Origin of the sequence: Microbacterium mangrovi (assembly GCF_000802305.1) — a bacterium.
In the GTDB taxonomy this organism is placed as follows: Bacteria; Actinomycetota; Actinomycetes; order Actinomycetales; family Microbacteriaceae; genus Microbacterium; species Microbacterium mangrovi.
Window position 1 is genome coordinate 373,867 of record NZ_JTDK01000001.1, and the last position, 18,845, is coordinate 392,711.

The window sequence follows — 18,845 nt, forward strand, 5'->3', positions numbered from 1 at the left end:
ATTTGTCTCGACGTCGAGATATCTCATTGCGTTTCGACTCGGTCGCGCTGCGCGCGTCCTCGCTCAACGACCGGGGGTTCGAAGACCTTGCCCGGGTTCAGGATGCCGTCCGGGTCGAAGACCCGGGCGATGTCGCGCTGGAGGCGCCACTGGTCGTCGCCGAGCTCGGCGGCGAGCCACCGGCGCTTGAGGAGTCCGACGCCGTGTTCGCCGGTCAGCGTTCCGCCCAGGCGCAGGGCGGCGCGGAACAGGTCGTCCGCGGCATCCCACACGTGCTGCGGCACGTCCGCCCCGGTCTCGACCACGAAGTTCGGGTGCAGGTTGCCGTCGCCGGCGTGCGCCACGGTCGGGATGCGCACTCCGTATTCGCGCTCCACACGGGCGATCTCGTCGTACATGTCGGCGAGGCGGCTGCGCGGCACCGACACGTCTTCGATGAGGGTGGTGCCGAGGGTCTCCATCGCGGGATGCAGCGACCGGCGGATCGCGAGCAGCCGTTCGCCCTCGTCCGGGTCGTCCGTGACGAGCACGGCGCCGCCCGCGTCGCGGAGGATGCCGGCGATCGCCTCGGCCTCGGCGACCGACGCCGACCCGTCGGTCTGGATCGTCAGCTGCGCGGCGCCCGGCGGGGGCGTCTCGAGCCCGAGCAGCGCGTGCACGGCGGCGAGGCTGCCGGCATCCATCAGCTCCATGATCGCGGGCTGGACACCGGAGGCGGTGACCGCCGCCGACGCGGATGCCGCGGCCCGCACGTCGGGGAACATCGCCGTGATCGAGCACACCGGGCCGGACGGCAGCGGGCGCAGCTTGAGCGTCGCGCCGACGACCACGCCCAGGATGCCCTCGGACCCGATGAACAGAGACGTGAGGTCGAGACCGGTGACGCCCTTGACGCTGCGATGGCCGAGGTGCAGGAGGCGCCCGTCGGCGAGCACCACGTCCAGCGCCAGGACGGCGTCGCGCACCACGCCGTACTTCGCGCACAGCAGGCCGCCGGCACCGGTCGCGATGTTGCCGCCCACCGTCGAGATGGCGCGGCTGGCGGGATCCGGCGCCCACCACACGCCGTGCGGCCGGAGCGCCTCGTTGAGGTCGGCGTTCAGGATGCCGGGCTCGACGACCGCCAGCAGGTCGTCGGGGCGCACCTCGAGGATGCGGTCCATGGCGCCGAGCGACAGCGAGATCTCACCTGCGCCGGCGTTGGCGCCGCCGGCGAGGCCCGTTCCGGCGCCGCGTGTCACGACGGGGGTGCCGGTGGCCGTGGCGATGCGCATCACCGCCTGCACGTCGGCGACGGATTCGGCGCGCACCACGGCGAGCGGCGCGGCGTCGGCCGCGAAGCCGGACTTGTCGGCGCGGGCGGCATCCCGCGCGTCGGCCGACGTGTCGACACGGTCGCCGAGCTCGGCGCGAAGCCGGGCGACGACGTCGGGCGTGGTCATACGAAGCGGCGGCGTCCGGCGATGAGACCGGCCGTGACGGCGACGACCGCGAACCCGAGGCCGATCCACGTGAGCCCCATGCTCCACAGGCACACCGTGGCGCCCGCGTAGACGAGCAGCTCCACACCGGCGCGCACGAACGGGTGCACGTGCAGCACCGCGCGCGGCGAGACGAACAGCGCCCAGATCAGGAGGGCGAGGATCGGGGTGCCGAGGCCGAACACGATGTTCCACGGGAACGGCCACGCGGCGAAGCCCCAGAACGCGAACACGGCGAAGGCGAACAGCTCGCAGACGAAGGCGACGAGGTCGACCGCGCTGAGGGGCGGCCGGGTGCCGGCGGGCTGGGGGTCGGTCATGGATTCCAGTTTACGGCCGGTGCCGGCGCCTCCGCGTCGCCGCCGTTCCGGGTGGAATCGGCGACGAGGGCGGCGCAGTTGCGCACCAGCAGGATGATCCACGAGAACACCAGCGCCCCCGCGATGAGCTCCACCGCGGTGAGCGTGTAGAAGCCGACGGCGAAGAAGACGCCGGCGACGACCACGACCGCGACGAACAGGTAGCCGACCAGGCGGAACGCCCGCGCGAGGCCGGGGATCCACGAGTGCACCCGGAAGACGGTGATCGCGAAGACGACGGCCATGCCGGTCGCCACGGTGTTGTGGATCGCGAGGAACTCGTCGACCGGGAAGACCCCGACGCACGCGAGGAAGATGCCGATGACCACTAGCGCGACCCGGGTGCGCTGCACGCCCTCCGGGTTGGTGGTGGGGACCCCGCGGGTGGCGAGGCGGGCGAGCGCCGTGACGAGGATGCCCGACACGATCAGCGAGATGTTGAACGCCCACGACGAGAAGTCGTTGTTCATGCCCAGCGCGCTGAGGTTCTCCTTCCACCACTGCGGGTCGCTCGCGGTGAGGGCGCTCGTGATGACGCCCTCGACGAGGAAGACGGCCAGCACCGCCGCCAGCGACGACAGGGTCATCTCGGCGGCGAGGTAGAACGTGAAGTATGCCGCGATCGCGGCGGTCGCCCCGGAGAGCACCAGCACCGAGAACCCGAACACCGTGGCGCCCTGGAACGACTGCTCCATGATGCCGGCGAGCAGCGTCAGGGTGAGGATGACGATGACCGCCAGGGCGAAGGCGAGCGCGACGACGTCCACGACGTCGAAGAACCCGATGCGGCCGGCGCGGGTGCGCTCGCGCACCACGTAGCGGGCGCCGAGGACGGCGAGGGCGGTCGCGACGCCGGAGGCGACGGCGGCGTACTCGCCGACCGAGCCCGGACCCGAGATGGGGGCCGGCTCGAAGCGGAAGACGAAGATCGCCACGACCGCGACGAACACGAACGCCGTCACGCCGACGCCGAGCGCCAGTGATTCGATCGAGCGTGCGCTGGGGCGGGAGGCGAGGGTGCCGAACACCCGGGCGACAGGCGGGGCGGCGGGGGAATTCGCGGTCACGGCACTGACACTAGCGGCTGCGGGCTACGGTGTGGGGATCCGGATTCCGGCGGCCTTCCAGCGGGAGATCAGCGCCGCCGTGCGCGCTTCGAAACCGGCCGCGTCGTGTGCGCCGGCCGGGCTCCATGCGATCTCCGCGATCGCGCCGATGCGCGGGAACGCGAGCTGCTCGATGTCGGCGAGGTCGCGGGCGGTCTCGGACCACAGCGGCGCCTCCACGCCGAGGATCCGATCCGGGTCCACCCCGTCGAGGATCGCGGTCGGCTCCCAGCCGTAGGCGTCCTGCATCGTGGTGACGCCCTTGGCCCAGGTGAGCCCGAGCGGCGAGTCGGCGTCGAACTTCATGTCCAGGTACGCGACGTCGGCGGGCGACATGATGAGGCCGCCGCGGGAGCCGAACGCGCGGGCCGGGGCATCCTGACCCGGCTCCGGCTGCACGTAGTTCCAGTACTGGCCGACCGTCGCGGGATGGAGGCCGGCGGCGGCCCCCGCTTCGTGCCAGGCCACCGGGGTCTTGCCGGTGGCGGCGACGATCGCGGTGACCTTCTCGAGGAAGACCGCGTAGTCGGCGGGATCCGTGCCGTGGCACTCGTCGCCGCCGACGTGCAGGTACGGGCCCGGGGTGATCCGGGCGAGCTCGGTGAACACGTCGCTGAGGAACCGATCGACCTCGGGGTCGTCGTGCTTGAGGGACGAGAAGCCGACCGCCCACCCGGTGTAGGGGTGTCCGGGCAGGGGGAGCCCCCCGCCGAAGGTCTCGACGGTCTCCAGCACCAGGTCCGAGATCACCGGGTCGGCGGCGAGCTCCGGGTAGGCCAGTCCGACCGCGTGGGTGTGCCCGGGAACGTCGATCTCGGGGACGACGGTCACGTGGCGGGATGCCGCATGCTCGAGGATCTCTGTCCAGTCCTCCCGCGTGTAGTGCCCGCCCGGGTCGCCCAGCGCGCTGGTCGTGGAGGCCTTCTCGACCAGTGCGGGGCGGGAGTCCAGCGCGAGGCGCCAGCCCTGGTCGTCGGTGAGGTGCAGGTGCAGGTGGTTGAACTTGAGCGAGGCGGCGTGGTCGATGTACGTCTTCACCGTCTCGACCGGCTGGAAGTGGCGGGCCACGTCGAGCATCACGCCGCGGTAGGCGAAGCGCGGGGCATCCTCGATGACCACCGCGGGGTACTCGCCGTCGTGCTCCAGCTGCGCGAGGGTCTGCCGGGCGTAGAAGGCGCCGGCGGGGCCGCCGGCCATGATCTGGATGCCGCGCTCGGTGATGCGCAGCATGTACGCCTCCGGGCCGCCGGCGGCGGCATCCACCGTCACCGTGAGGTGCAGGTCGGACGGATCGGCCGGTCGGTACGGCGCGGCACCCTCGGTGAGCGTCACGGAGGCGGGCAGGGGGATGAGCGGCAGCGGCGACGCAGACATGTGAGGAAGCCTAACAAACGGGGATCGGGTTACTCAGCGCTGCGCCGCGGTCAGGAACCTCTTCACGATCGGACCGGCGGTGTCGGCGCCGCTGTGGCCGGTGTCGACGAACACGGCCACGGCCAGGTCGCCCTGGGCGGCGACCATCCAGGCGTGCACCTGCGTCTTTCCGCCCTGTTCGAACTCGGCGGTGCCGGTCTTCGCGATGACGGGCGCGCCGGGCACGGTCTTCAGGCCGACGGCGGTGCCGTCCAGCACCGGCTGCCGGAAGATGAGCCGCAGCTGCGCGGCTTCGGCCGCGGTCAACGGCTTCACCTCGCTCGGCACGGTGGCCGGCTGCGACGGCAGGAGGCCGGCCACGACGGTGTGACCCGCTTGGATCGAGGCGATGCCGGCGGCCATCGCCAGCGGGGAGGCGAGCACCTTGCCCTGCCCGATCACGGCGGCGGCGGCCTCGGTGGCGGATCCTCCCGCGGGAATCCGCCCCGGGAAGCTGTCCACCCCCGGTGTCCGGCCGATGCCGAATCCCAGGGTCTGCGCAGCGGAGGTGACGTCTCCCAGCTTGTCGCGGGCGTTGATCATGGCGGTGTTGCACGAGTGGCCGATCGCCGTCTTCAGCGGGATCCTGCCGATCGCCGACGCGGGATAGTCGGCGTCGTTCACGAAGGTGTAGCCGTCGACGACGGCCTTCGCCGTGCAGTCGACCGTCGAGTCGGCGGTGAGGCCCGCCCGCAGCAGCGCGAGCGTGTCGAACATCTTGAAGGTCGAGCCGGGCGGCACCTGTCCGTTCAGGGCCGCGTCGAACGAGCCGGTGCCGGGGCCGTTCGCCGCGGCGAGGATCGCGCCGTCACTGGGGCGCAGCGCCACCAGGGCGCTCGCCGGGCCGATGTCGTGCAGCGCCGCCTCGGCGATGGTCTGCAGGTGTTCGTCGAGCGTCGTCTTCAGCGGTTCACCGGGCTTGGGCTGTGCCGTGAACAGATCGGTCGCGTCGCCGCTCTCGGGCACCAGGCTGATCGTCACGCCGGGGGTTCCGCGCAGCTGACCGTCATAGCGCTGTTCCAGGCCGCTGAGCCCGACGGAGTCCGTGGACGTGTAGATGCCCGGGTGCTTCTGCATGATCTCGGCGGTGACCGGGCCGACCGTGCCGAGCACCGGACCGGCGAAGCCGCGCGCAGGCCCGAGCTGGCGGGAGCCGGGGACCGCGAGGGCGCCCGGGATGCCGGACAGGTCCGCCGCGGATGCGGGGACCTCGGCCTTCCGGTAGGTGATCGCCTCGACGAACTGCTGGGCGCCACCGGACTTCACGCTCGCGACGAAGCCTTTCGCATCGACCCCGACGAGCTTTGCCAGCGCCGCCGCGGATGTCGCCGCCACGGCCGGCGTCACCTTGCTCTTGTCGATGCCGAAGGTGACGACCGGGCGGTCGGTGATCAGTGCCGTGCCGTCCGCACCGAGGATGTCCGCACGCGGTGGCGCCTGGGTCGCGCGCCGCAGCACGCCACCGGCGACGAGGCTCGGCTCGACGACGGAGGGAGCCCAGTCGACGGACCACGTGCCGCCCTTCTTGGTGCTTCGGACCGTGGACGTGTACGTCCAGTTCTCCGTGCCGGCCACCGGCCAGCTCCAGCGGATGCGGGAGGTCGCGTGGTCGTCCTCGACCTTCGGGGCCGAGATCTCGACCGTCGGCGTGATCTTGCCGAGGCCCGCGACGATGGCGGAGTACTCCGTGCCCGCCTGCTTCGCCGTCGCACCGGCGAGGCGCACGTGGCTGAAGTCGCCGGACACCAGCGCGCTGCGGAGAGCGGCCGTGTCGGGCTGGTCCGCAGCGCTGCACCCGGACAGCGTCGCCGCGAGGGCGACCGCCACCACCCCGCCGACGAGAGGGCGAAGCCGGTTGCGCTGTGAATCCGTCCGCATACAGCCAATCCTGTGGGATCCCGGACGGGGTTTCCGGCATCCGGATCCGCTAGGCTCGTCGTGTCGCGACTGGCGTTGAGGTGGCTTACCACCGGGGAGCGACCGACACGGCATTCGACCGCACGCCTGGGCCGAAGCGACACCCTCGACTCACTCGAACCGCCCGCCGTGAAGGGACACCCATGACCGACCAGTTCTTCAACGCCCCGCTCGCCGAAGTCGATCCCGAGATCGCCGAGGTGCTCGACCGGGAGCTCAAGCGCCAGCAGACGTTCCTCGAGATGATCGCCTCCGAGAACTTCGTGCCCGTGTCGGTGCTGCAGTCGCAGGGCTCGGTGCTGACCAACAAGTACGCCGAGGGCTATCCGGGGCGCCGCTACTACGGCGGCTGCGAAGAGGTCGACGTCGCCGAAGAACTCGCGATCGCCCGCGCCAAGGCGCTGTTCGGCGCCGAGTTCGCCAACGTCCAACCGCACTCCGGGGCATCCGCGAACGCGGCCGTGCTGCACGCGATCGCGCGGCCCGGCGACAAGCTGCTGGGCCTCTCGCTCGACCAGGGCGGCCACCTGACCCACGGCATGAAGATCAACTTCTCCGGCCGGCTCTACAACATCGTCGCGTACGGCGTCGACCCGCAGACCTCGATCATCGACATGGACGAGGTCGAGCGCCTCGCCGAGGAGCACCAGCCCGACGTCATCATCGCCGGCTGGTCGGCCTACCCCCGCCAGCTCGACTTCGCGCGGTTCCGTCAGATCGCCGACAAGGTGGGCGCGATCCTCTGGGTCGACATGGCCCACTTCGCCGGACTCGTCGCCGCCGGCCTGCACCCGAACCCGGTGCCGCACGCGCACGTCGTCTCCTCGACGGTGCACAAGACCATCGGCGGTCCCCGTTCGGGCTTCATCCTCACCAATGACGCCGACATCGCGAAGAAGATCAACTCGGCCGTGTTCCCGGGCCAGCAGGGCGGTCCGCTCATGCACGTGATCGCCGCCAAGGCGACCGCGTTCAAGCTCGCCGCGACCCCCGAGTTCAAGGAGCGCCAGGAGCGCGTGCTGCGCGGCGCCGCGATCCTCGCCGACCGCCTCTCGCAGCAGGACGTCGCGGATGCCGGCATCACCGTGCGCTCCGGCGGCACCGACGTGCACCTCGTGCTCGTGGACCTCCGCGACGCCGAGATCGACGGCAAGCAGGCCGAAGACCTGCTGCACGACATCCACATCACCGTGAACCGCAACGCGGTCCCGAACGACCCGCGGCCGCCGATGGTGACCTCGGGCCTGCGCATCGGCACCCCGGCCCTGGCGACGCGCGGATTCGGCGACGCCGAGTTCACCGAGGTCGCCGACGTGATCGCCCTGGCCCTGCAGCCGGGTGCCGACGTCGAGGCGCTGCGCGCTCGCGTCGACGCGCTCGCCGAGGCCTTCCCGCTGTACCCGGACCTGCAGCAGTGACCGCTCAGGTCCTCGACGGCCGGGCGGCATCCGCGGCGATCAAGGCGGAGCTGACCGAACGGGTCGCGGCGCTGCGGGAGCGCGGCGTCGTGCCCGGGATCGCGACGGTGCTGGTCGGGGCCGACCCGGCCTCCCAGCTGTACGTGGGGATGAAGCACCGGCAGTCCGAGGCGGTCGGGATGAACTCGATCCAGCGCGAGCTGCCCGCCGACGCCACCCAGGCGGAGGTCGAGGCGGTGATCGACGAGCTCAACGCCGATCCGGCCTGCCACGGGTACATCGTGCAGCTGCCCCTCCCGAAGCACCTCGACACCGATGCGATCCTGGAGCGGATCGACCCCGCCAAGGATGCCGACGGGCTGCACCCGACGAATCTCGGCCGCCTGGTGCTGAACGTGAACGGGCCGATCACGACGCCGCTGCCGTGCACCCCGCGCGGGGTGATCGAGCTGCTGCTGCGCAATGACTACGACCTGCACGGCAAGCACGTGGTCGTCGTCGGGCGCGGCGTCACGATCGGCCGGTCGATCGGGCTGATCCTGACCCGGCGCGCCATCAACGCGACGGTGACCCTCACGCACACCGGCACGGTGGACATGCCCTTCTATCTGCGACAGGCCGACGTCATCGTCGCCGCAGCCGGGGTGAAGCACCTGATCCGCGCCGAGGACGTGAAGCCCGGTGCGGCGGTGCTGGATGTCGGCGTCACCCGCGAACCGGGTGTCGACGGCGGCAAGGACCGCGTGTTCGGCGACGTGCACCCGGACGTCGCCGACGTCGCCGGGTGGATCTCGCCGAACCCGGGCGGAGTCGGTCCGATGACCGTCGCCCTGCTCATGACCAACGTCGTCGAAGCCGCCGAGCGGGCGGCCTCAGAACGGAGCGCCGCCTGATGACCGAACGCCTGCGCTGGGGCATCCTGGCCACCGGCTGGATCGCGGGGCAGCTGGCATCCGACCTGCGCGTCGCGGGGGTTCCCGTGACCGCGGTCGGTTCCCGCAGTCTCGAGAACGCGCAGGCGTTCGCGCAGGCGCACGGCATCCCGCGGGCGCACGGCAGCTACGAGGAGCTCGTGGCGGATCCCGACGTGGATGCCGTGTACGTCGCGACCCCGCACCCGATGCATGCCGAGAACGCCCTGCTGGCGCTGGATGCCGGCAAGCACGTGCTCGTCGAGAAGCCGTTCACGCTCACCGCCGACGAGGCGCGCCGGGTCGTGGACCGGGCCGCCGAGCGCGGACTCGTCGTGCTCGAGGCGATGTGGACGCGCTTCCTGCCGCACATGGTGCGCATTCGCGAACTGGTGCGCTCCGGCGCACTCGGCGAGCTGCGCACCGTGCAGGCCGACCACGGTCAGCGCCTGTCGGCCGATCCCGAGGGCCGGCTGCTGAACCCGGCGCTCGGCGGCGGCGCGCTGCTCGACCTCGGCATCTACCCCGTGTCGTTCGCGTGGGACGTCCTCGGTGCGCCCGACCGGGTGCTGGCCCTGTCCAGCCCGGCCGCGACCGGGGTGGATGCCTCCACCTCGATCGTGCTGGGATATCCGGGCGGGCAGCAGGCGGTGCTGCAGTGCGTGCTGGATGCCGCCTCCCCGGTGACGGCTGCGATCGTCGGCACCGAGGCGCGCATCGAGATCGGGTCCGGCTGGTACGGGCAGACGTCGTTCCGTCTGGTCGCCGCCGACGGCACCGTGCTCGAGGAGTTCGAGGAGCCGGTGCCGGGCAGCGGGCGTCAGCTGCAGGCTCTCGAGCTCGAACGGCTCGTGGCCGCCGGGCGGACGGCAGGAGACATCCTGCCGCCCGAGGAGTCCGTCGCGATCATGGGCACCCTCGACGAGGTGCGCCGTCAGATCGGACTCCGCTACCCGGGGGAGTGACCCTCAGCCGACGCCCTCGAGCGAGTCGGTCTCGGTGTTGCCGATGTTGCCGATCACCTCGGGGTGCTTGGCCCGCAGGCGCGCGAACCAGGCGACCGCGACGAGCATCGTCACCAGGAACAGGTACGGCATGATGTTCAGCGGGAACGCGGGCACCGGCCACACGTTCGCGAAGAACACGTACGCCATGCCCACGACGGCGATCGTCGCGCACAGCCAGACGAGCTTGTTGGACACCTTCAGCCGCTGGGTGTAGACGACGCAGGCGATGGCGACGAGCGCGTACGCGACCATGTAGCCGTACGTGCCGTACGTGTCGATCCACACCGTGATGTCCATCGGGTCGGCACCGAACGCGATCAGGATCACGTCGACGAGGATCGCGAGCGGCCCGGCGATCAGCAGCACGCGGTGCGGCGTGAGGTGCTGATCGTGGGTGCGGCCGAAGCGTTCCGGCACGACGCCTTCCTTGCCCATGACGTACACGATGCGCCCGACGACGTTCAGCGGTGCGACGACGACCGCGAAGAAGGATGCGCCGACACCGAGCGTCAGCACGGGCGTGAACCAGTCCGGCATCCCGATCTTGTGCGCGATGTCGCTGAGCGGGTTGGCGCTCGTGGCCAGGCTGTCGCCGAGGACGGCGATCTGCGTGTAGGCGGCGAAGACGTACAGGACGCCCACGACGAGCGCGCTCCACATGATCGCGCGCGGGATCGCCGTGTACGGGTTCTTCGCCTCGCGGCCGAGGGCGTCGGCGGACGAGAAGCCGACGAAGCCGAGGATGCCGAGCACCATGCCGGTGGCGACGCCCTGGAAAGTGGCGCCGTGCATGAACACCTGCGCGGGGTCCCAGGCGGCGGGGCCGGCCCAGACGAGCGCCAGGATCAGGAGGATCGTGATGATGGTCACCGAGATCAGCTCCAGCACCAGCGAGACGCGGGCGGACAGCCGGATGCCGCGGATCGTGAACAGGGTGGCGAGCCCGCCGACGACGATCGCGAGCACGATCTGCCAGAGCGACCCGCCGACCGGCAGCCCGATCTGCTGCAGGAACTGCTGCACGTACGACACGGAGCCGCCCAGGGACCCGGCGGCGATGCCCCAGCATCCGATCACGAGCGACGTGCCCGCCAGGTATGCGCCGGTCGGGCCGAGACCCTTGGCGACGTACGTGTAGAGCGATCCGGCGGATGCGTGGCGGCGCGCGAACACCACGACGCAGTAGCCGACGCTGAGGATCACGACGGTGGCGAGGGCGAACGAATAGATGGTGCCGTTGCCGGTGCCGACGAAGATGGCGGCGGCGGTGAAGGCGATGACGGCGCTGGGCGCGATGTTGGCGATGGCCTGAGCGGCGAGTTCGGGACCGCTCATGACACCGTGCCGGAGGCCGGCGTCGGTCTTCGGCGGCGCAGCGGCCGCGGTTCTCTCTGAGGTGGACATCATTGTTTCTCTCGTTGTTCGGGTGGGCGAGGGAGGAGGGGTCAGGGGATGAGGAGGGTGCGCAGCACCGACCCGGACTCGAGGTCGGCGAACGCCTCGGCCGCCTCGGAGAGCGGCCGGCGTCCGGAGATCAGCGGGTCGAGGCTGAGCTGGCCGTCCATGTAGCGGTCGACGAGCGCGGGGATGTCGATCGACGGGCGCACCGAGCCGTAGTTCGAACCGAGGATGCGCTGCTCGGCCTCGGCGAGCACGAGGGGCTCGAACGAGGCGCGCGAGCCGGTCGGCGGGAGACCGACGAGCACGGCGGCACCGCCGAGGCCGAGCATCCGGATCGCCTGCTCGGTGGTGGACGTGCGGCCGATGGCGTCGAACGCGTAGTCCACGCCGTCGGGGAGGAGGGCGAAGAGCTGTTCCACGACGTCGCCGTCGGAGGCGACGATGCAGTCGGTCGCGCCGAACTGGCGGGCGGCGTGCGTCTTCGCGGCCAGCACGTCGACGGCGACGATGCGCTCGGCACCGGCCATCCGCGCACCCTGGACCACGTTGAGCCCGACCCCGCCGCAGCCGATCACCGCGACCGTGGAGCCCGGCTCGACGGCGGCGGTGTTCAGCACGGCGCCGACGCCCGTCGCGACGGCGCAGCCGACGACCGCGACGACGTCGAGCGGGGCGTCGTCGCGCACCTTGATGGCGCCGGATGCCGGCACGACGACCTCTTCGGCGAACGACGAGACGCCGAGGTAGTGGTGCACGGTCTCGCCGTCGACCGACAGGCGGGAGGTGCCGTCGAACAGCACGCCCTGCGGGGCGACGACGGTCGCGACCTTCTGGCACTGCGCTTCGCGGCCGGCCCGGCAGTAGCGGCACTCGCCGCACGGAGGCACCCAGCTGAGCACGACGTGGTCGCCGACCGCGAGGGTGGTGACGCCCTCTCCGAGCTCGGTGACGACGCCGGAGCCCTCGTGGCCCATGACCATGGGGGCCGGGGCATCCCACTCGCCGCGCTTGACGTGCAGGTCGGAGTGGCAGACGCCGGCGGCGGCGATGCGGACGCGGACCTCGCCGGCGCGGGGCGCCTCGAGGTCGACGTCGGTGTAGGTGATCGGTGAGCCGGGCTCGGTGAAGACGACGGCGCGCATGAGGATCCTCTCTGAATCGCGCGGGAGGGACCACACGAATGTACGGCCGGACCGACGATCATTTCACTGTGAAAGTTGGTGGATTCGGTGGCTCGGGTTCACAACTTCGTACACTCGCTCCGTACACTTGCCGTGTGGTCAGGGATGTCGCATCGGTCGCTCGGGCGCTCGGAGGCGCGATCTCTCCCGGCGCCGTCGACCCCGCCGTGCCGGTGGATGCAGTCGTGGATCTCGCCGATCTCACGGTGATCGGCAACCCGATGTTCGCCACGCTCGTGGTCTGCGAGCGTGCCGGGCTGGTCGCGGCACTGGGGGACGGGGCCGCAGCGAGCGACCTGCTGCACGCGACGGTCGCGGTCTGCGCCGACGACGATGCCGCGTTGCGAGACGCGCTCGCGGGGGCGGGTGTCACCGCGATCCTCGGCACGCGCGACCCCGGCATCCTGCTGCGCCCGATGCTCGACGCCCTGCTCGCGGTGGATGCCGCCGCGGAGGATCGCCGGGTGATGACCGCGATGCGGGTGCTCACCCTCGCGGCCCGCCGCGGCGGGGTGCGCGGGGTCGTCGCGGAGCTCGCGCATCGCCTCGACGGGTGGGTGGTGCTGCTCGACCGGCACGGCGAGATGATCGCGACCTCGGGGGCAGGCAGCCTGCACATCAAGGATGCCGTCGCCAGTGCGCAGGGGAGCCCGGTGCGGATCCGTCATGGGGCGCTGCACGTGCACCCGGTCGGTCCCGGTGAGGACATCTCCGCCCGCCTGGTCGTGGCGCCCCGGCTGGATGCCGTGGCCCGCGGGCGCGAGCTCGGCTCGCAGGCGGCCGCGCTGCTCGACCTGCTGCTTCGCACCAACGACACCAGCGTGACCGAGCGGCTCGGGCGGGCGGCGATGATCGACGCGCTCCTCGGCGGCGGACCCGCCGCGGCCGCCCTGCTACGCGAGTGGGGCGTGCACGAGCGGACCCTCACCGGCTTCGCGCTGGAGCCGCGGTCGGGCAACGTCGACGGGGAGCGGCTGCTGAAGCACTGGCTGGAGGAGCTCGGTGCGCCGTACGTGTTCGCGACCGATCACGGCGTGCTGCACGGGTTCCTGCGCGACGACCACGTGGATCCGCTCGCCGAACGGGTGCAGGCGTACCCGTCGCCGCTCTTCCTGGGGCTCGGCACCTCTGCCGCGGTGCAGACCCTCGCCGGCACGGCGGACGAGGCCCGCCAGGCCCTGGCATCGGCGGAGGTCTCCGGCGACCGGGTGGTGCGCTATGCGGCGATTCCCACCGTGAGGCTGGTTCTGGCACGGCTCGGAACGCAGGATGCGGCATCCCTCACGCGCGTCCTCGATCCGCTGCGCGACGAGTCGGGGCGGCACGGGGAGCTGACGAACACCCTGCGCGTGTTCCTGCAGGGCAACGGCGCGTGGGGAACGGCGGCGACGCGTCTCGGGGTGCACCGGCAGACGCTGGCGAGCCGGATCGGCCGCGTCGAGGAGCTGACCGGGCTGTCGCTCGCGGACCCCGACGATCGCGCCGCCGCCTGGCTGGCGCTGCGCGCCCTCGACCGCTGACGCCCGGGGAATGACCCCTCAGCGGCGCGCCTCCACCGCCGCCAGGGCGTCCTGCGCCCCGCGGGTGGGGGCGACCCGCACGAGCCCGCGGTACAGCGCGACCAGCGCGTCGCGGTCGAGGATGCCGGTGCGCGCACGATCGCAGTGCACCGACTGGATGGCGGCCTCCAGCTGGAACCTTCCGCCGGGATGCTCCGGCGACGGCGGGCTGAGCCGGGATGCCCGGTGCAGCAGCGCCTCGCCCTCGGCGATGAGTTCGCGGTCCCAGAGGCCGGTGTCCTGCTCGTCGAGCGGCGGCCACGGCCGCTGGGCGCGGGCGGGGGCCCGGGACTGGGCGAGCGTCAGCAGCGCGGCGAGCCCCCACGCTTCGGCATCGGTCTCGAGCAGGGTGGCGGTGAGGACGGCGAGCCAGCGCGCTTCGTCGGCGATGGAGGTGCGCACCCGGTCGCCCTGGCCGAGCCAGTCGATCGCGTACGCGCCGTAGATCGCCTCGAGCACGGCGCTCGTGCGGGCGGGCATGTCGGCGCGGGTGGGGATCGCGAAGGGGATGCCGGCATCCCGGATCTTGCGCTTGGCGCGCACGAGCCGCTGCGCCATCGCGGCCGGGGCGACGTCGAACGCGGCGGCGATCTTCGCGGCCTCGAACCCGAGCACGGCCTGCAGCATGAGCGGGGTGCGCATGCCCGGATCGATCGCGGGGTGCGCGCACGCGAACATCAGCTCCAGCCGGCGGTCCGGGATCGTGTCGCCGACCTCCAGCAGCCGGTCGACGTCGGCGACGGCGCCGCGCGCGGTGTCGGGGTCGAGCGGCGCGGCCGTGCGGCGCGCGGCGGAGCCGAGCACGTCGCGCAGACGATTGCGTGCCACGGCGAGCAGCCATCCTTCGGGGTTGTCCGGCACGCCGGCCTCCGGCCACGTCCGAAGCGCCCGTTCCAGGGCGTCGGCGAGGCAGTCCTCGGCGAGCGGCAGGTCGCCGGTTCCGGATGCCAGCAGCGCCACGAGCCGGCCGTACGAGTCCCGCACCGCGCGCTGCGCGGCGGCCCGGGACTCGTCGGCCGTGCTCATCGGAGCGTCAGCGCACCGGCTGGGCGCCGTGCCAGGCGCCGTCCACATAGCGGGTGGCGACCGGGCGCACCTCGACGGCACCCCACGCGACAGAGGGTGCCTTCGTAGCCCAGGCGAGTGCGGCATCCAGGTCGTCGACCTCGATCACGAACGTGCCGCCGAGCTGTTCCTTCGTGTCGGCGAACGGGCCGTCCTGCACGACGAGCTCGCCGTCGCGGACGCGCACCGTGGTGGTCGCCGACGAGGGATGCAGCACCTCGGCGGACTGCAGGACGCCGGCGGCATCCAGCGCGGCCGCGTACTCGGCGAACGCGCGCATGCCCTCTTCGAGCGCCTCCGGGCCGAGGTCGTCGGCCGTCATCTCGGGGTACTGCAGCAGGAGTGTGTATCGCATGATCCGTCCTTCCGTACGGGTTGACGTGATGATGACGATCAAGGATGCCGCCGATCGACATCCTCCTCTTCCGCAAGCGGCCGAGCCAGAATATGCCAGATATGTCAGAATTGACACATGAAGACGATCAGTATCGCCGATCTGCGGCACGACCCGGGGCCCGCCTTGGATGCCGTGGCGAACGGCGACACCTATGTCGTCACGCGTTACCGCCGGCCGGTCGCGCGACTCGTGCCCGTCGATCGCTCCGCCCCGCCGTCCGGGCGCGAAGCCATGGAGATTCTGCGCTCCCTGGCGGCTGTCCCGGGCTGGGCCGAGGAGCTGCGTGCGCAGCGTGCAGAGATCGACAGCCAGATCTCCGACCCGTGGGACCCCGCTCGATGACCGCAGTGCTTCTGGACACCTCGATCGTCATCGCATCGGCCTCGGCGCACGAGGAGACGCCGGATCTGGCCGACTTCGAGTCCACTCGGATCAGCGCCCTGACATGGCACGAGCTGACGCTCGGTCTTCATCTCGCCCGCAACGTCGCCGAGTATCGCCGACGATCGCAGGCGCTGGCGGCGATGCGGTCCGGGTTCGGCGACGGCCTTCCGTATGACGACGCGTGCGTGTCGGCATCCGACCTGATCTTCGCACGCGTCGGCGAGCGCGGCGGCACACTTCGTGCCCACGCGTTCGACCGGATGATCGCCGCGACGGCCGTGGCCAACGGCCTCGCGCTCGTCACGCGGAACGCCGCCGACCTGCGCGGACTCGACGGGCTGCTCGAGGTCATCGAGCGCTGATCAGTACCCCGCGCGCTCCGTGTCGTCCGTGGCGGGGATGAACCGGGCGGCGAGGGCCTCGGACTGCCGCGCGAGGATCGAGACGTCGGCCGCCACCGCGACGAATGCGGCGCCGCCGGCCATGTACGCGTCGGCGGCGACCGGATCGAAGGCGTTCACGCCGACGGGCTTGCCGGCATCCCGCACCGCGTCGAACGTGCGCTGCACGGCGGCCAGCACATCCGGGTGCGTCTGCTGCCCGAGCACGCCGAGCGACGCCGCGAGGTCGGCGGGCCCGACGAAGATCCCGTCGACCCCGTCGACCGCGGCGATCTCGGCGGCGTGATCCACGGCATCCGCCGACTCGATCTGCACGATCAGCGACACGTGGGAGTCCGCGTCGCCGAGGTAGCCGTCCACGCGGTTCCAGCGGGCCGAGCGCGACAACGACGAGCCGACGCCGCGCCGGCCGTGCGGGGGATACCGCACCGACTCGACGAGCGCCTTCGCCTGCTCGGCGTTCGACACCATCGGCACGAGCACGGTCTGCGCGCCGACGTCGAGCACCTGCTTGAGGATGACGTCCTCGCCGAACGGCACCCGCACCACGGGAGTGACCGGGTACGCGGCGACGGCCTGCAGCTGCGCGAGCACCGACGGCAGGGTGTTGGCGGAGTGCTCCATGTCGATGAGCAGCCAGTCCGCCCCCGACCCGGCCAGGATCTCGGCGACCAGCGCCGACCCCGAACAGGCCCACAGGCCCACCAGGGGACGGTCGGTGGCGGCGATGTGCTCGCGCAGGGTCGGTTTCAGCTGAAGCGGCATGTGATGGTTCCCATCGGTCCGTAGTCGCAGAGCACGCTGTCGCCCTGCGACACCCACATCGGCCGGGTGAACGACCCGGCCAGGATGATCTCGCCCGCCTCCAGGCGGTCGCCGTGGTGGTGCATCTTGTTCGCCAGCCACGCGACGCCCGTCGCCGGGTGGTTGAGCACCGCCGCGGCGACGCCCGACTCCTCGATCGTCTCATTGCGGTACAGCAGAGCGGACACCCAGCGCAGGTCGATCTGGTCGGGCCGCATCGGGATGCCGCCCAGCACCATGCCGCCGTACGCCGCGTTGTCGCTGATCGTGTCGACGATCGTGCGGCCTTCGAGCTCGATGTGGGAGTTCAGGATCTCCAGCGCCGGCGTGACGTACTCGGTGGCCCGCAGCACGTCGAACAGCGTGCAGTGCGGGCCTTCGAGCGGCTCCTTGAGCACGAACGCCAGCTCGACCTCGATGCGCACGTTCGAGAACTGCGCGGTGTCGATCACGGCGCCGTTCTCGTACACGGTGTCGTCGAACATGACCCCGTAGTCGGGCTCGGAGATGCCCGTCGCCTGCTGCATCGCCTTGGACGTCAGCCCGATCTTGCGGCCCACGAGGCGACGGCCGGACGCCAGCATGGTCTCGCGCCACACCTTCTGGATGGCGTACGAGTCCTCGACGGCGGCATCCGGATACCGCGCCGTGATCCGTGGGATCACGCTGTGCGTGCGATCCGCTTCGGCGAGCTCGTCCGCGATCGCGGCGATGGTGTCTGGGGGGAGCATGGTGAAATCCTCTCGCGTTACCCCCGGTCGTTGAGCGAGCGAAGCGAGTCGAAACGCAGTGACCTCAAGCGGCAGATGCGTTTCGTCTCGGCCCTGGCGGGCCTCGCTCAACGACCGGGGTGGTCGACCGATGGGTTACAGCTGGTGCCCCAGCTTGTATTCGCCCTGCTTCCACTCCGGCATCTCCTCGTCGCCGGAGCGGGTGTAGCTGAAGCCGTCCGCGCCGATGGTCACGGCCATCTCGCTGGAGTCGGTGCGGGCCACGACCGGCTGCGGGTTGCCGTCCAGGTCGAGAACGAGGGAAGCATCCGTGTACCAGCTGGGCACGACCGGGTTGCCCCACCAGTCGCGGCGCTGGTTGTCGTGCACGTCCCACGTGATGACCGGGTTGTCGGGGTCGCCGGTGTAGTAGTCCTGCGTGTACACCTCGACGCGGTGCCCGTCGGGGTCACGGAGGTACAGGTAGAAGGCGTTCGAGACGCCGTGGCGTCCGGGGCCGCGCTCGATGGCGTCCGACCGACGGAGCGCTCCGAGCTTGTCGCAGATCGCGAGGATGTTGTGCTTCTCGTGCGTCGCGAAGCACACGTGGTGCATGCGCGGGCCGTCGCCGCCGGTCATCGCCGTGTCGTGCACGGTGGGCTTGCGCCGCATCCACGCCGCGTACACGGTGCCCTCGTCGTCCTGGATGTCCTCGGTGACGCGGAAGCCGAGGTCCTGCATGTAGCGGACCGCGCGCGGCACGTCGGGGGTGACCTGGTTGAAGTGGTCCAGGCGGACGAGCTCGCCGGGGATGTGCAGGTCGTAGCGCCACGACATCCGCTCGACGTGCGAGGCGCTGTAGAAGAACTCGTACGGGAAGCCCAGCGGGTCGACCACGCGCACCGAGTCGCCGATGCCCTTGGTGAAGCCGTCCGGGTTGCGGCGCACGTCGCAGCCGAGCTCCGTGTAGAAGGCGACGGCCCGATCGAGGTCCTCGGGGGTGCGCACGCGGTACGAGAACGCGGCGACCGCGGCCACCGGGCCCTTGCGCAGCACCAGGTTGTGGTGGATGAACTCCTCGGTGGAGCGCAGGTAGATCGCCTCGTCGTCCTCGGCGGTGACGTACAGGCCCAGCACGTCGACGTAGAACACGCGGGATGCCGCCAGGTCCGTGACGACGAGGTCCATGTACGCGCAGCGCAGCACGTCCGGCGGGGTGGCCTGCGGGGTCGGCACCGGGTTGTCGGTGCGGATCGGTGCCTCCTGGCTCACATAGAAGCCCGAGGAGGTGAGGGTCATGTCTTCGCGGTTGGTCATGTCAGCGTCCTTGC

Annotated in this window: 18 protein-coding genes and 1 riboswitch; of the genes, 6 read left to right on the forward strand and 12 right to left on the reverse strand. The window is 71.4% G+C overall.

What is annotated here, in order from left to right:
* Positions 1 to 23: 23 nt before the first annotated feature.
* From LK09_RS01650 to LK09_RS01670, 5 genes are read right to left on the reverse strand one after another with little or no spacing between them, the layout of a single operon-like run.
* Complete coding sequence (locus tag LK09_RS01650) at positions 24 to 1,442, reverse strand: FAD-binding oxidoreductase (protein ID WP_052226282.1); 1,419 nt, start codon at positions 1,440 to 1,442, stop codon at positions 24 to 26.
* Positions 1,439 to 1,801, reverse strand: coding sequence for a YrdB family protein (locus LK09_RS01655; protein WP_039394720.1), 363 nt, complete (start codon positions 1,799 to 1,801; stop codon positions 1,439 to 1,441). The genes LK09_RS01650 and LK09_RS01655 overlap by 4 nt, the downstream gene beginning before the upstream one ends.
* Positions 1,798 to 2,907: a DUF998 domain-containing protein gene (locus LK09_RS01660; protein ID WP_156138602.1), complete on the reverse strand. Its 1,110-nt coding sequence runs from the start codon at positions 2,905 to 2,907 to the stop codon at positions 1,798 to 1,800. Before LK09_RS01660 ends, LK09_RS01655 begins: the two co-directional genes overlap by 4 nt.
* A 24-nt stretch (positions 2,908 to 2,931) precedes the next feature.
* Positions 2,932 to 4,320 (reverse strand): family 20 glycosylhydrolase, encoded by a 1,389-nt coding sequence (locus LK09_RS01665; RefSeq protein ID WP_052226283.1) that lies wholly within the window; start codon positions 4,318 to 4,320, stop codon positions 2,932 to 2,934.
* Positions 4,321 to 4,353: 33 nt separating this feature from the next.
* Positions 4,354 to 6,237 (reverse strand): penicillin-binding transpeptidase domain-containing protein, encoded by a 1,884-nt coding sequence (locus LK09_RS01670; RefSeq protein ID WP_052226284.1) that lies wholly within the window; start codon positions 6,235 to 6,237, stop codon positions 4,354 to 4,356.
* A gap of 55 nt (positions 6,238 to 6,292) precedes the next feature.
* Positions 6,293 to 6,376: riboswitch (ZMP/ZTP riboswitch) on the forward strand.
* Between the two features lie 43 nt (positions 6,377 to 6,419).
* On the opposite strand from LK09_RS01670, the gene glyA reads away from it, so the two are divergent.
* From glyA to LK09_RS01685, 3 genes are read left to right on the forward strand one after another with little or no spacing between them, the layout of a single operon-like run.
* On the forward strand, positions 6,420 to 7,694 hold the full coding sequence (gene glyA / locus LK09_RS01675; protein ID WP_039394726.1) for a serine hydroxymethyltransferase: 1,275 nt from the start codon (positions 6,420 to 6,422) through the stop codon (positions 7,692 to 7,694).
* Positions 7,691 to 8,587 (forward strand): bifunctional methylenetetrahydrofolate dehydrogenase/methenyltetrahydrofolate cyclohydrolase, encoded by an 897-nt coding sequence (locus LK09_RS01680; RefSeq protein ID WP_039394729.1) that lies wholly within the window; start codon positions 7,691 to 7,693, stop codon positions 8,585 to 8,587. Before glyA ends, LK09_RS01680 begins: the two co-directional genes overlap by 4 nt.
* Positions 8,587 to 9,570, forward strand: a complete 984-nt coding sequence (locus LK09_RS01685; protein ID WP_039394732.1) for a Gfo/Idh/MocA family protein — start codon at positions 8,587 to 8,589, stop codon at positions 9,568 to 9,570. The genes LK09_RS01680 and LK09_RS01685 overlap by 1 nt, the downstream gene beginning before the upstream one ends.
* A gap of 3 nt (positions 9,571 to 9,573) precedes the next feature.
* Here the strand turns inward: LK09_RS01685 and LK09_RS01690 are convergent, their stop codons facing one another.
* Positions 9,574 to 11,016, reverse strand: a complete 1,443-nt coding sequence (locus LK09_RS01690; protein WP_039395062.1) for an APC family permease — start codon at positions 11,014 to 11,016, stop codon at positions 9,574 to 9,576.
* 41 nt (positions 11,017 to 11,057) lie between these two features.
* Positions 11,058 to 12,155 carry an alcohol dehydrogenase catalytic domain-containing protein gene (locus tag LK09_RS01695; RefSeq protein ID WP_039394734.1) on the reverse strand — a complete coding sequence of 366 codons (1,098 nt, stop codon included), beginning with the start codon at positions 12,153 to 12,155 and terminating at the stop codon, positions 11,058 to 11,060.
* A gap of 134 nt (positions 12,156 to 12,289) precedes the next feature.
* Here LK09_RS01695 and LK09_RS01700 point away from each other — a divergent pair, with 134 nt between their 5' ends.
* Positions 12,290 to 13,714 carry a PucR family transcriptional regulator gene (locus tag LK09_RS01700; RefSeq protein ID WP_039394736.1) on the forward strand — a complete coding sequence of 475 codons (1,425 nt, stop codon included), beginning with the start codon at positions 12,290 to 12,292 and terminating at the stop codon, positions 13,712 to 13,714.
* Positions 13,715 to 13,732: 18 nt separating this feature from the next.
* Here LK09_RS01700 and LK09_RS01705 read toward each other — a convergent pair whose 3' ends face one another.
* Positions 13,733 to 14,779, reverse strand: a complete 1,047-nt coding sequence (locus LK09_RS01705; RefSeq protein ID WP_039394740.1) for an RNA polymerase sigma factor — start codon at positions 14,777 to 14,779, stop codon at positions 13,733 to 13,735.
* A gap of 7 nt (positions 14,780 to 14,786) precedes the next feature.
* Positions 14,787 to 15,173 (reverse strand): YciI family protein, encoded by a 387-nt coding sequence (locus LK09_RS01710; RefSeq protein ID WP_039394744.1) that lies wholly within the window; start codon positions 15,171 to 15,173, stop codon positions 14,787 to 14,789.
* A gap of 117 nt (positions 15,174 to 15,290) precedes the next feature.
* On the opposite strand from LK09_RS01710, the gene LK09_RS01715 reads away from it, so the two are divergent.
* Together LK09_RS01715 and LK09_RS01720 are read left to right on the forward strand one after the other, a co-directional pair.
* Positions 15,291 to 15,557: a type II toxin-antitoxin system Phd/YefM family antitoxin gene (locus LK09_RS01715; RefSeq protein ID WP_039394747.1), complete on the forward strand. Its 267-nt coding sequence runs from the start codon at positions 15,291 to 15,293 to the stop codon at positions 15,555 to 15,557.
* Positions 15,554 to 15,961, forward strand: coding sequence for a PIN domain-containing protein (locus LK09_RS01720; protein ID WP_039394750.1), 408 nt, complete (start codon positions 15,554 to 15,556; stop codon positions 15,959 to 15,961). The genes LK09_RS01715 and LK09_RS01720 overlap by 4 nt, the downstream gene beginning before the upstream one ends.
* Here LK09_RS01720 and LK09_RS01725 read toward each other — a convergent pair whose 3' ends face one another.
* The 3 genes from LK09_RS01725 to hpaD form a co-directional block, all read right to left on the reverse strand.
* A complete protein-coding gene (locus tag LK09_RS01725; protein WP_039394753.1) occupies positions 15,962 to 16,765 on the reverse strand; it encodes an HpcH/HpaI aldolase family protein in 804 nt (267 codons plus the stop codon).
* Positions 16,750 to 17,535, reverse strand: coding sequence for a 2-oxo-hept-4-ene-1,7-dioate hydratase (gene hpaH / locus LK09_RS01730; RefSeq protein ID WP_039394756.1), 786 nt, complete (start codon positions 17,533 to 17,535; stop codon positions 16,750 to 16,752). The genes LK09_RS01725 and hpaH overlap by 16 nt, the downstream gene beginning before the upstream one ends.
* A gap of 135 nt (positions 17,536 to 17,670) precedes the next feature.
* Positions 17,671 to 18,831, reverse strand: a complete 1,161-nt coding sequence (hpaD, locus tag LK09_RS01735; protein WP_039394759.1) for a 3,4-dihydroxyphenylacetate 2,3-dioxygenase — start codon at positions 18,829 to 18,831, stop codon at positions 17,671 to 17,673.
* Positions 18,832 to 18,845: the final 14 nt, after the last annotated feature.

Bases quoted from the DNA above. Each gene is read 5' to 3' on its own strand.
- LK09_RS01650 (WP_052226282.1), bottom strand. From the start codon at position 1,442: ATGACCACGCCCGACGTCGTCGCCCGGCTTCGCGCCGAGCTCGGCGAC.
- LK09_RS01655 (WP_039394720.1), bottom strand. From the start codon at position 1,801: ATGACCGACCCCCAGCCCGCCGGCACCCGGCCGCCCCTCAGCGCGGTC.
- LK09_RS01665 (WP_052226283.1), bottom strand. From the start codon at position 4,320: ATGTCTGCGTCGCCGCTGCCGCTCATCCCCCTGCCCGCCTCCGTGACG.
- LK09_RS01670 (WP_052226284.1), bottom strand. From the start codon at position 6,237: ATGCGGACGGATTCACAGCGCAACCGGCTTCGCCCTCTCGTCGGCGGG.
- glyA (WP_039394726.1), top strand. From the start codon at position 6,420: ATGACCGACCAGTTCTTCAACGCCCCGCTCGCCGAAGTCGATCCCGAG.
- LK09_RS01685 (WP_039394732.1), top strand. From the start codon at position 8,587: ATGACCGAACGCCTGCGCTGGGGCATCCTGGCCACCGGCTGGATCGCG.
- LK09_RS01690 (WP_039395062.1), bottom strand. From the start codon at position 11,016: ATGTCCACCTCAGAGAGAACCGCGGCCGCTGCGCCGCCGAAGACCGAC.
- LK09_RS01695 (WP_039394734.1), bottom strand. From the start codon at position 12,155: ATGCGCGCCGTCGTCTTCACCGAGCCCGGCTCACCGATCACCTACACC.
- LK09_RS01705 (WP_039394740.1), bottom strand. From the start codon at position 14,779: ATGAGCACGGCCGACGAGTCCCGGGCCGCCGCGCAGCGCGCGGTGCGG.
- LK09_RS01710 (WP_039394744.1), bottom strand. From the start codon at position 15,173: ATGCGATACACACTCCTGCTGCAGTACCCCGAGATGACGGCCGACGAC.
- LK09_RS01715 (WP_039394747.1), top strand. From the start codon at position 15,291: ATGAAGACGATCAGTATCGCCGATCTGCGGCACGACCCGGGGCCCGCC.
- LK09_RS01720 (WP_039394750.1), top strand. From the start codon at position 15,554: ATGACCGCAGTGCTTCTGGACACCTCGATCGTCATCGCATCGGCCTCG.
- LK09_RS01725 (WP_039394753.1), bottom strand. From the start codon at position 16,765: ATGCCGCTTCAGCTGAAACCGACCCTGCGCGAGCACATCGCCGCCACC.
- hpaH (WP_039394756.1), bottom strand. From the start codon at position 17,535: ATGCTCCCCCCAGACACCATCGCCGCGATCGCGGACGAGCTCGCCGAA.
- hpaD (WP_039394759.1), bottom strand. From the start codon at position 18,831: ATGACCAACCGCGAAGACATGACCCTCACCTCCTCGGGCTTCTATGTG.